Origin of the sequence: Pedobacter westerhofensis, assembly GCF_900182595.1 — a bacterium.
GTDB classification, from domain to species: Bacteria; Bacteroidota; Bacteroidia; order Sphingobacteriales; family Sphingobacteriaceae; genus Pedobacter; species Pedobacter westerhofensis.
Map to the genome: position 1 here is coordinate 79,148 of NZ_FXTN01000012.1, position 12,108 is coordinate 91,255.

Here is a 12,108-nt window from a genome sequence, read left to right on the forward strand (position 1 = left end):
ATGTACAACTCCTGGTGATGGCCCCTGTAATTTCCGGCTGTCTTCCGTAATCCTGCTGATTTTTTTAGATATTTGAAATCTATGGAGTTTCAAAACAGCCTCAATTTTGCAAAGGAACTGGATGCACAGGATCCGCTGCGATCGTTCCGGGATGAATTTTTATTCCCGCAACAAAACGGTAAACCTTTTATTTATCTCTGCGGCAATTCCCTGGGCTTACAGCCCAAATCGGCGAGAGCAGTACTTAACAAGCAGCTCGATAACTGGCAGGATCTGGCAGTAGAGGGATGGTTTGAAGGCGAAACGCCATGGATGTACTATCATAAGGAACTGAAAAAACTGATGGCGCCCATCGTCGGTGCCAGGGCAGAAGAAGTTTGCCCGATGAATACGCTTACCGTAAATCTTCATTTACTCATGGTGAGCTTTTACCGCCCTGATGAAAAAAAATACAAGATTATAATGGAGGCCGGGGCTTTTCCTTCAGATCAGTACGCGCTGGAAAGCCAGGTCCGCTTTCATGGATTTGATCCTGCAGAGGCCATTATAGAAATTGCGCCCAGAGCCGGAGAGTATACACTGCGGACAGAGGATATTACGCGGGCAATTGCAGACAATAAAGATGAACTGGCAATGGTGCTGTTTGGAGGTATCAATTATTTTTCCGGTCAGTGGTTTGATATGGAGGCAATTACCAGGGCAGGACATGCGGCAGGTGCCATTGTAGGTTTTGACCTTGCACATGCTGCCGGCAATGTTCCCTTACAACTGCACGACTGGCAGGTGGATTTTGCCTGCTGGTGCACCTATAAATACCAGAACAGCGGCCCGGGTGGCATAGGTGCAATTTTTGTCCATGAAAAACATTTTGGCGATCAAGACATGAGTCGTTTTGCCGGATGGTGGGGATACCAGGAATCTATCCGTTTTAAAATGGAGAAAGGCTTTATTGCCGAACCGGGAGCGGATGGCTGGCAGGTAAGCTGCACACAGGTGATCCCGATGGCGCTCTATCATGCTTCGCTGCAAATCTTTGAAAAAGCCGGCTTTATGGAGCCCCTGCGCCGTAAAAGCCTGACCTTAACGGCTTATCTGCGATACGTGATCAGGGAGGTTAACCTGGCCATTGGCGACGAGCAATATCAGGTGATTACGCCAGAAAATGATGATGCCCATGGTGCGCAGCTCTCTGTTATCGCAAAAGGGGATGCCAAAGCCATATTTAACAAGCTGGTGGAGAACAATGTGCTGGGCGACTGGCGCGAACCCAATGTAATTCGTTTTGGCCCTGCACCATTATACAATTCTTTTGAGGATATTTACCATACCGGCGAGCTGCTGCTGCAGCTGAGCAAAGCAGCAGCAATATGATCAACTACAATCCCAAAGCCTGGTTTACCTTTATCTTTCATATCCATAAGGCAGATACTTTTAGAAAATTATGGCCCCTCATGCTGAGTGTGGGAGTGTTTTCTGGTCTTGTTGCCTTTCTGGAACTGCATTTCTTTAAACTTTCTGAAAGCAATTCAGTAAGCAATATCAATATGATGCACAGTATTCTGGGCTTTGTGATCTCACTGCTGCTGGTTTTCCGCACCAATACATCATACGACAGGTGGTGGGAAGGAAGGCGCCTGCTTGGAGAGCTTACCAATGTGAGCAGAAATCTGGCCATCAAGATTAAATCCCTTAAACTGGATCATGAAGAACATGAGTTTTTTACCTATGGCATTCCCAAATATGCCTTTGCTTTAAAGGAGCATCTCCGCGAGAAGCAATACTTTGGCAAAAACAGTTTCCTGATTGAAGTAGATGGCGGTAAGCATATCCCCAATCAGATCGCAGCAAGTTTGTCGGCCAGAATTTACGACTTAGCTGCCGCAGGCAAGCTATCAGGTGAACAGCTGATTATTCTCAGTGCCGACCTGAGCCGCTTTACAGATATCTGCGGAGGCTGTGAGCGGATAAAGAAAACACCGATTCCATTTTCATACAGTGCCTTTATCAAAAAATTCCTCTTCCTTTATGTGATCACTCTTCCTTTTGGATGGGTGTTCAGTCTGGGGTTTTTTGTGGTGCTGATTGTACCTTTTATCCTCTATGTATTAGCGAGTTTGGAGCTGATAGCTGAAGAAATAGAAGATCCCTTTGGACATGATGCAAATGACCTTCCGGTGGATGACATCTGCAACAATATCGAGAAACACATCGGGGAGATCCTGGGCTGATGGTAAAGATTGCCTATCATGATCTGTACGCGCATCCGCTGCCCGAAGGGCACCGCTTCCCTATGCTTAAGTATGAACTGATCCCGGCGCAGCTGCTGCATGAGGGGGTGATTACGCAGGATAATTTATTTGCCCCGGAACTGCTGCCCGAAGCAGAAGTACTGCGTTCACATGATCCTGCCTACTGGCAGCAGCTGAAAGACTTTACATTGCCGGCAAGGGAACAGCGGAGGATAGGCTTTCCGCTGAATGCGCAATTGCTGGAAAGGGAGCTGAGGATTGCGCAGGGCACGATCGACGGCGCGATGTATGCAAGTCAGCACGGGATTGCTTTTAATGTAGCTGGCGGCACACATCATGCAGGGTCTGACTGGGGCGAAGGTTTCTGCATTCTGAACGACCAGGCTATTGCCGCCAATCATTTGATAGCTAATCACATATATGATCGTATATTAATTATCGATTTAGATGTGCACCAGGGCAACGGTACGGCGGAGATGCTGCAGAATGAACCGCGCATTTTTACATTTTCGATGCATGGCGAGAAGAACTTCCCCTTCAGAAAGGAAATTTCTGATCTGGATATTGGCCTGGACGAAGGTATTGAAGATGCCCGTTATCTTTCTATCCTGGAAGAAACATTACCACATTTATATGAACTGCACCAGCCGGAATTTGTCTTTTATCTTTCTGGCGTGGATGTTCTGGCTACAGACAAACTTGGAAAACTTGCCCTCAGCAAAGCCGGCTGCAGGGAGAGGGACAGGATGGTTTTCCAGTTTTGTAAAGATCATGCACTGCCGGTGCAGGTGAGTATGGGCGGAGGGTATTCCCCAGAAATCAGGGATATTGTGGATGCGCATTGCAATACCTATAAGGTGGGTATTGATCTGCTCGGTGATTAAACACGTGCTGTTAGTTTTACACATTTGTTCCTTATCCAGATAATTTTGATGAGATTTATCGGTTCCAAACTGAATGATTGCTGATGAAGATTGTTATTGCAGAAAAACCATCCGTTGCACGGGAACTTGCCAAAGTATTTGGCGCAACGGCCAAAAAAGATGGATATATCGAGGGTAAAGGATATTCTTTTACCTGGGCATTTGGCCATCTGCTGCAACTGGCACCTCCGCAGGAATATGGCTTTATCGGTTGGAGAAGACAACATTTGCCTATGTTGCCTGCGAAATTCAAACTGGCAATCCGCAAGATCAAAACCAAAGATGGCTTTGTAGAGGATCCCGGGGTAAGGAAACAGCTGGATATTATCAAAAAGCTTTTTGATGAATCTACGGAGATCATCGTAGCAACGGATGCCGGGAGGGAAGGTGAACTGATTTTCCGTTACATCTATTACTTCCTGAAATGTAAAAAACCTTTCAAACGGCTGTGGATCTCATCACAAACTGATGAAGCAATCAAAGAAGGCTTCAGAAACCTTAAACCCGGCACTGATTACGACACTTTGTTCAACTCCGCACATTGCAGGTCGGAATCTGACTGGCTGGTAGGGATGAATGCCACGCAGGCTCTAAGTATTTCTGCGGGTTCACGCTCGGTATTGTCGCTGGGCAGGGTACAGACCCCAACGCTGGCCATGATCTGCTCCAGGTATATAGAAATCAAAAACTTTGTTCCACAGCTGTATTATCAGCTGGGCATTCAGCTTGATAAAGACGGACAGCTTTTTAAAGCGGTATCTGTTGCAAATTTTAACGTAAAGGAAGAAGCGCAGGCCCTATTTGATAAAATCGAAGATGTTCCTTCCGGATTTCCCAGGGGCGGGAGGATTCTTGATGTGGAAGCCAAGCCCAGAAAAGAACCGCCGCCACTGCTGCACGACCTGAGCAGTTTGCAGCAGGAGGCCAATAAACGCAAGGGGTACACGGCCGACCAGACGCTGAACCTGTTACAGAACCTGTATGAGAGCAAGCTGGTATCCTATCCGCGTACCGGAAGCAGGTATATCGGAGACGATGTTTTTGCGGGCGTGCCACAGCTGATTGCCCAACTGGCCTCGCATCCCGATTTTGGGAAGTCGGCCGAGTTTCTACAGACCGTTCCGCTGAACAAAAGAAGTGTAAATGCAAAGAAGGTGACAGATCACCACGCTATACTGCCCACCGGAGTTAGCCCTCAGGGACTGAGTTCAGACCGGCAGGCCGTTTATGATATGGTGGTTGCACGGATGCTGGAAGCGTTTCACCAGGAATGCGTAAAGGAAGTAACGAAAATCACGATTGAATCAGGCTCTGTATTTATTGCCAATGGAACAGTGATCCGATCTGCGGGATGGCGTTCTGTGCTGAATGATAAGGATGAAGAGAAAAAGGACGAGGACAACCCCTCGCTGCCAAAGGTAAAAAAAGGGGAGGAACTGCCGATTGTGGAAAAGGTTTTCCTTGAAAAACAGACCAAACCAAAATCATTATACAATGAGGCTTCATTGCTGAAGGCCCTCGAAACTTCGGGCAAAGAAATTGAAGATGAAGAGCTTCGTTATGCCATGAAAGACAGTGGACTGGGCACTCCGGCTACACGGGCTTCGATTATTGAAACCCTGATTACCAGGGAATATATACAAAGGGAAAAAAGGAACCTGGTGCCCACACACAAAGGCCTCGCTGTGTATGATGTGGTAAAGGACCAAAAGATTGCACAGGCAGAGCTGACGGGCTCCTGGGAGAAACGGCTGGAAGAAATCCGTTCAGGTGCTTCTGTTACAGATTTCAAGGCTGAGATCTCAGAATATACACGCGCGATCACCAATGAGCTGCTTGCCGCAGGAGCAGGCCTTGCTGCACGTCTGGAACCTAAAAAAGAGGATACCGCGACCGTGTAACGACATTATTTCACAATAACTTTCCGGCTACCGCGTTTTAACATCTTCAAAAACACGGGTTTTGTTGCGGTGAAAAAATCCCAAAATAAACTTCTTATAAAGAATAAGTTAAGTTTTATCTGCCTTGTTCATCTTCTCTTAATTTTTTGTATTTTGTATACTCTAAAACTAAATTAATGAACCGCTATAAACATTATTCCTTCGATCTTTGGCTCACTTTAATCAAATCCAACCCCGATTTTAAACAGGAAAGGGCCAGGATCTTTCATGCCCGGTATAACCCCCGGAATAAATCTTTTGCAGAAGTTGTTACAATTTTCCGGAACGTAGATCTAATGTGCAACAGTATCAATGAAAGAACCGGTAAGAATATCGATGCAGACGAAATGTACCTGATGGTGATCAGCATCCTGAACGATTATCATCCGGGATTTGCTGCTGTTGATACAGAAGCGTTATACATGGAAATGGAGGAGTTGTTATTCAATTATATGCCGCAGATCTATTGCGGAAACACAGCCGGTATTTTGCATACGCTGAAAGAGAATGCGTCAACAGTAAGCCTTCTGAGCAATACAGGTTTTATCAGGGGAGGAACGCTGCGAAAAGTACTGACAGCGCTGGAATTAGACCAGTACCTTGATTTTCAGCTGTATTCAGACGAAGTGCGGCTGTCTAAACCCAATACTGAGTTTTTCCGGCTGATGCTGGATCAGGTAAACAGGGGGCGGCAGCACAATGAACTGGAACTGCATGAGATTGTCCACGTAGGCGACAATCCGGTGGCAGATATCCATGGTGCCAGCCTGCTGGGTATACACAGTATACTTATTAACTCAAATCATCAAACTATAACTTGTTTACAATGAATTTAACAAAATCATATGCACTACATCAGATCCATCATGCAGAAGTATTTGGATTTGATCCCAACGCTTATTCAAGGTTTAAGTTTGGCGACGACCAGGTGGCAAAGGAATTTGGGGAACAGCTGGCGGAGGGTTTTATCTCCGGCTATCTGCAGGATCATTTTATAGCTAATCAGATCGTGGTGATATCCAGTCCGTATTCTTTTATTCCTACCGCAACATTTGCCATGAAGAACTACTTTGTTCATCAGTTGAACCGCTGGCTGGCAGATCAGGGCGGATTGGTGGTGCAGGAAGCAAAGGTGCACCGGACGATTACCTATAAGGAAGATTACGGGGCACTAAGCGCCGAAGAACGGATGAACCTGATTGGGAACGATTCATTTCACATTGACAAACACTTTCTGGATCACAAAACACTGCTTTTTCTGGACGATATCAGGATCACGGGTAGTCATGAACGCATGATCCTCAGAATGGTAGAAGAGTTTCAGATGAAGAACGATATCCATTTACTTTATTTTGCTGAACTTGCTAATAAGGATATTCACCCAAACGTAGAAAATTTGCTTAATTATCACCAGGTAAAATCTATATTTGATCTTGACGGGATTGTCAAAAGTGGTTCTTTCTGTTTCAATACCAGGATTGTTAAATACATACTGAATGCTGATTTTAACAGTTTTTCTATATTTATTGCAAATCAAACAGAAGAATTTATCAATATGTTATATAATTTGGCGTTAGGAAATGGGTACCATACGATTGATGCCTATATACTCAACCTGAATTACATTAAAAATAAGATCAATACTAAAAAATATAAATTGATATAAAAATGGCTATAAACTTGCAAAAAGGGCAGCGTGAAAATCTGGATGCCCCTAAATTTACGATAGGACTGGGATGGGACACAAACAGCTCTTCTACAGGCACCGATTTTGACCTTGATGCTTCCCTGTTTTTACTGGGCGATAACAAAAAGATTGTATCTGATGAACATTTCGTGTTTTATAATAACCTGATATCCCCGGACGGTTCAGTAGAACATACCGGTGATAACTTAACCGGTGACGGCGACGGGGATGATGAACAGGTAAAGGTAGACCTGTCAAAGATTGATGCCAAAGTTGCTGAGATCTGTATTGTGGTAACGATACACGAAGCTGAAGCGCGCAGACAGAACTTTGGACAGGTGAGAAATTCGTTCATCCGTATTTTTGATGCCCTAACCAATCAGGAGATCCTGAAATACGAACTGGAAGAAGACTTTTCTATTGAAACTGCGGTAGAGTTTGGCAGGATTTACAAACGCGAAGGAAAATGGAAATTTGAAGCTGTAGGCGTGGGAATGAAAGGTGGCCTGCAGGATTATTTAAATAAATATCAATAAGTTGTTATGGCAATTAATCTTCAAAAAGGTCAACGGATCAGTCTTGAAAAGACTAACGGCACCAAATTACAGCAGGTTTGTGTAGGGATCAACTGGGGCGCAATTGAAAAGAAAGGCCTCTTTGGTTTTGGCTCTTCGAAAGTTGCGGTAGACCTCGACGCTAGTTGTGCAGTATACAGTGAAAGCAAACAGTTGATGGAGGTAGTTTACTTTGGTAACCTGGCTTCCAAAGACGGCTCGATCAAACACAGTGGTGACGACCGTACCGGCGATACCGGCGGTGATGACGGTTTGGATAATGAAGTGATTACGGTAGATTTATCAAGGCTTCCGGCTACGGCAGGTTATGTGGCTTTTGTGCTGAACAGCTTCCAGGGACAGGATTTTGCTTCGATCCCATTTGCCTCGATCCGGATCTATGAAGGATCAGCAACCCGGGTAAATGAGGTGTTTGCTACGTACGACATTGCTCATGGCGCAGGTTTTGCGGGACATGTATCAATGGTACTGGGCGTGTTTTACAAAAAGAACGGGGAATGGAAGTTCAATGCCATCGGGGAACCTACCAAAGACAGAAAGCTTGAACAAACTGTGCAGACGGTTACACAAAGCTATTTATAGTTTAGCATATTAAATTAGTATTATGGAAACAAACGCTCTGGAGCCATCCAACAATATCCCTGAAAATGTTCCGGCAAAGCTGGATAAAGAAGGAAATGTAGATATAACCAATCTTTCTCCGCAGGAGATATCAAAGTATAATGATCTCAATAAGTCACTGCAGCCCTCTGATGTAAATTCTATTCTGAATTATGGAGCGGATGCGCAGAATTCCATGGAAAAATACAGCAATGAATTTCTGGCCTCTGTACGCACTTATAACAGCGGCGATGTAGGCGGGCTGATCAATGAACTGCTGACGGAACTGAATTATATTGATGTGTCTGAACTGGAGCAGGGCGGCTTCAAATCCTTTATTGCCAAAATCCCGTTCCTGAAGAACCTGGTGGTGGATGTAAAAAAGCTGTTCCAGAAGTATGATGTAGTGGTAAACAATATTGATAAGATCACCAATAAGATCAAGGCAGGGCGACTAAACTCACTGAAGGATAACAGCTCTCTGCAGACCATGTTTGAGAGCAATGTAAACTATATTCATCAGATGGAAGAGCTGATTATTTCGGGTCAGCTGAAATACAATGAGCTGAGTATACAGCTTGCAGAAATGGAAGGGAGACCGGCCGACTTTGAAGATTATGAGATTGCCGATCTGCGCGATTTTGTAAGCAGGCTGGATAAGAGGCTGGCTGATATGAAGATTGTACGTTTTATCATGATGCAGTCCCTTGCCCAGATCCGCCTGGTACAAAACAACAATACTTCTGTAGCAGAGAAAGCACAGTCTATCATTTCTACAACTATTCCTGTCTGGAAAAACCAGCTGACGATCGCTGTAGCCTTACAGCGCCAGAAAGCAAATGTAGAGATGCAGAAAAAGGTGAGCGATACCACTAATACAATTCTGCAAAAAAACGCCGATATGCTGAAACAAAACAGTATCGATGTGGCTAAGGAGAATGAAAAAACTGTCGTATCTTTGGAAACGCTTAAAATGACTACCGCTTCGCTGATTTCCACATTGGATGAAGTGAAAAAGATTCATGAAGAGGGAGAGAAGAGCAGAAGGGTACTGGATACTGAATTGAAAAACCTGGAAACTGAGCTCAAGAAAAACGTTACGCAGGTTAAATAGTAAAGGATGGATGAACATGCTGCAAGTATTTTGAAGGAATCTGATCAGATGATTAGCCGCCTGCAGCTCCTGTCGGTGTTTTTTCAGGAAGAGGTAGTTTATAAAATCTTTCTGCGCAGCCAGGTCATCCATCAGTTATTTGCTGATAACGCTGATCTCTCTATTGATAAGCTGGAGCTTTTTCATCTGCAGTTTACGGCAAGCGTGGTAGAACTGCTGAAGAAGATCAAGAAAAACAATGAGAAGAATGTATCGCTGATCGATGATGAGATCCGGCTGAACAGGGAGGTGATTGCCAAACTGAATGAAACGCTGGTTACTGAACAGAGTTTTATCGCAGGCAAGCAGCGCCAGGCTTTGAAGATCAATAATTCGCTCCGTAACCTGTATGAGGTGCTTTCTGACCTGACTTCTGATTTCCCTTTTGTACGAAATATTACCCAGTTCAGCGCACGCTTCGCTAAGGATTTTTATTATACTGTTTCTTCAGAACAGCTGGCGCAGATGGTTGATTATGATGCTGATAAAGTTTATACAAATCAATATGCTACGATTGAGCGCAGGCTAATGGGGCTGCTTTGCAAGCATGATTTTAAAACCGAATTTTTGTACGGGCTAAAGTCGGGCACACTCATTATCGAAGTCTATAAATTCCTGGATACTGATCAGCACTTTCTGTTTTATCCTTCGAGGAACCTTTTCCTCTTTTACCATCCGGAAGATCTTGCAGGAATGGAATTTTCAGGCACTTCTTCAGAGAAAGCAAAGCTGATCCAGGAAATGGCCTATAAAAATGATAAACTGCAAAGTAATGCAGCGTCAGTAAGAACATACATACCTGCTGAGATCATTAAACTCCTTGAAGAAAACTATCTGAAGATATCAGATATTCATTTCCTTAATAACCTGAATAATTTTGACGTTCAGGCTAATATACTAAAGACAATGCTGAATACAGATATGCTTTGATTTAAGCCTGGTGCTCTCTCACTTTTTGTACCAGCAAATCAAGCAGTGCAGCAGAAATTTTTCCTGCTTTGCCATCTCCAACCGCTTTGCCGTCTATCTGGACCACAGGCATAATATGCTTTGTGGTACTGGTAATAAAGGCTTCATTGGCATGATACAGTTCCTCCAGGCTAAAATCACGTTCTATGATGTTAAAATCATGGTTTTTTAGCGCAAGCAGGTTTTTCCTGATCACACCTGGCAGGATATTCGTTTTTGCGGTGATGATTTCGTTTGCCTGACTGACCATGAAGAAGTTTGCCCTTGGTACTTCTTTCACCTGTCCGTTGTCATGGTAAAGCACATCATCAGCGTTATTTTCTTTGATAAAAGGTTGTAGCCAGATGGCCATGGAATAATCTATGGTTTTCATACCAGATAACTGGCGCTGGTAGTTGCGGGTCACAATTTTAATCCCCTTGGTATTCAGGCTGAGATCCATCTTGAAGGGCAATTGGGTGATGATCAGGTTCTGTTTTGCCGGCATCGTAAATCCGTCAGGAGAATATCCGCCGCACAGTGTGAGCCTGATCCCGGAATCCGGCAGGTCATTTTTCTCCATCAGTTGGGCCAGTATCGCTTTCAGTTCTTCGTGTGTATACGGAATTTCCATATGCATTTTGCGTGCAGAGTTGTAAAAGCGTTCTATATGGTCCTGCAAAAAGATTGGTTTTCCGCCAATAGTTTTGAAGAAATCAAATATCCCATAACCGCGCTGGATAGCGAGATCTGTGATCAGCAGGGATGCTTGATCCGCGGCTACAAAGGTATCATTGATATATACGTATTTAGGTGCCATTACCTGTTAGTTTAAGATTTGCAATAATAATAAAAATTTTACGCGCGCTATATGCCGCAATACCTATATTCGCTACATCTGCGTATTATTTCATCTTTAACGTATATTATGTATATCAGCTTTACCATCATATTAATTTCCGTATTGATTATCTATCTGATACTCAATATCCCGGCATTTGGTCGCCTTCCGGGTGGCGCAAGACGTGACAGGATCAAAATACTTCCTACCTACAACAATGGGCAGATCAGAAATTTTGCCAATACGCCCGACCTTGGCGAGGGGGTTACTTACCTTGATATCATGAAGGCAATGATCAAAGGGAATGCCCATACAAAACCACCGGCACCACTGCCTTTTGTTAAGCCTGAGATTGATTCTGTTGAAGGTACCAAGGTAACCTGGTTTGGACATTCCAGCTATTTGCTGCAGATAGACAAAATTAAAATCCTGGTAGACCCGGTATTCAGCCGGAGTACCTCGCCCTTTTCTTTTGTTGGCAACAAAAGTTACGACGGAACTGATTTTATCCATGCAGAAGACTTTGGAAAGATTGATATCATTCTGATTACACACGATCATTACGATCACCTCGATATGGACAGTATCCTGAAGTTAAAAGACAAGGCAGGGCACTTTGTTACCTCTCTGGGGGTTGGTGCCCATCTTGAGCGCTGGGGAGTTCCCGCAGAAAAAATTACTGAGCTTTCATGGGCGGAGAGCACGAGCCTGCTGGGGCTGAATTTCACAGGCACTATCGCCAGGCATTTTAGCGGCCGTAAATTCAAAAGGGGCCAAACCCTCTGGTCGGCTTTTATTATTCAAACGCCATCATATAAAATATTTTTAGGCGGTGATTCGGGCTATGGAAGTCATTTCAAAATGATCCATGATAAATATGGCTCATTTGATCTTGCCATACTGGAATGCGGTCAATACAATGCGTACTGGCCGTATATACACATGTTCCCTGAGCAAGTGGTACAGGCGGCGAAAGATCTGGAAGCAAAAGTGCTGTTGCCTGTGCACTGGGGCAAGTTTTCTCTGGCCCTGCATGACTGGGACGATTCTATACGCCGGGTGGTGAAGAGCGCAGAAGAGCAGCAGCAAAAGATTACCACGCCTCAGCTTGGAGAAACAGTAGTTTTGGGTGAAAGTTATCCGGACAGCAAATGGTGGCTAAATGTAGCTGCAGTTAAACAATAATTTTCCG

Annotated in this window: 12 protein-coding genes; 11 read left to right on the plus strand and 1 reads right to left on the minus strand. The window is 44.3% G+C overall.

The window, feature by feature from the left end; genetic code table 11:
- The first annotated feature begins 81 nt into the window (after positions 1–81).
- The 10 genes from kynU to FN831_RS21610 all read left to right on the plus strand — a co-directional run bounded on the left by kynU (position 82) and on the right by FN831_RS21610 (position 10,057).
- Entirely contained in the window at positions 82–1,371 is a 1,290-nt protein-coding gene (gene kynU, locus FN831_RS21565; protein WP_142530280.1) for a kynureninase, read from the plus strand.
- A complete protein-coding gene (locus FN831_RS21570; RefSeq protein WP_142530281.1) occupies positions 1,368–2,228 on the plus strand; it encodes a bestrophin family protein in 861 nt (286 codons plus the stop codon). Before kynU ends, FN831_RS21570 begins: the two co-directional genes overlap by 4 nt.
- Complete coding sequence (locus FN831_RS21575; protein ID WP_142530282.1) at positions 2,228–3,133, plus strand: histone deacetylase family protein; 906 nt, start codon at positions 2,228–2,230, stop codon at positions 3,131–3,133. Before FN831_RS21570 ends, FN831_RS21575 begins: the two co-directional genes overlap by 1 nt.
- 83 nt (positions 3,134–3,216) lie before the next feature.
- Entirely contained in the window at positions 3,217–5,073 is a 1,857-nt protein-coding gene (locus tag FN831_RS21580; protein WP_142530283.1) for a DNA topoisomerase, read from the plus strand.
- A 176-nt stretch (positions 5,074–5,249) separates the two neighbouring features.
- Positions 5,250–5,942 (plus strand): HAD family hydrolase, encoded by a 693-nt coding sequence (locus FN831_RS21585; protein WP_142530284.1) that lies wholly within the window; start codon positions 5,250–5,252, stop codon positions 5,940–5,942.
- On the plus strand, positions 5,939–6,778 hold the full coding sequence (locus tag FN831_RS21590) for a phosphoribosyltransferase family protein (protein ID WP_142530285.1): 840 nt from the start codon (positions 5,939–5,941) through the stop codon (positions 6,776–6,778). Before FN831_RS21585 ends, FN831_RS21590 begins: the two co-directional genes overlap by 4 nt.
- A gap of 2 nt (positions 6,779–6,780) precedes the next feature.
- Entirely contained in the window at positions 6,781–7,335 is a 555-nt protein-coding gene (locus tag FN831_RS21595) for a TerD family protein (protein ID WP_142530286.1), read from the plus strand.
- A gap of 6 nt (positions 7,336–7,341) precedes the next feature.
- Positions 7,342–7,956, plus strand: coding sequence for a TerD family protein (locus tag FN831_RS21600; protein WP_142530287.1), 615 nt, complete (start codon positions 7,342–7,344; stop codon positions 7,954–7,956).
- Between the two features lie 22 nt (positions 7,957–7,978).
- Positions 7,979–9,088: a toxic anion resistance protein gene (locus tag FN831_RS21605; protein ID WP_142530288.1), complete on the plus strand. Its 1,110-nt coding sequence runs from the start codon at positions 7,979–7,981 to the stop codon at positions 9,086–9,088.
- 6 nt (positions 9,089–9,094) lie between these two features.
- Entirely contained in the window at positions 9,095–10,057 is a 963-nt protein-coding gene (locus tag FN831_RS21610) for a hypothetical protein (protein ID WP_142530289.1), read from the plus strand.
- Position 10,058: 1 nt separating this feature from the next.
- Here FN831_RS21610 and FN831_RS21615 read toward each other — a convergent pair whose 3' ends face one another.
- Positions 10,059–10,895 (minus strand): aminotransferase class IV, encoded by an 837-nt coding sequence (locus FN831_RS21615; protein ID WP_142530290.1) that lies wholly within the window; start codon positions 10,893–10,895, stop codon positions 10,059–10,061.
- A 108-nt stretch (positions 10,896–11,003) separates the two neighbouring features.
- On the opposite strand from FN831_RS21615, the gene FN831_RS21620 reads away from it, so the two are divergent.
- Positions 11,004–12,101, plus strand: coding sequence for an MBL fold metallo-hydrolase (locus tag FN831_RS21620; protein ID WP_185960569.1), 1,098 nt, complete (start codon positions 11,004–11,006; stop codon positions 12,099–12,101).
- The last annotated feature ends 7 nt before the right edge of the window (positions 12,102–12,108 follow it).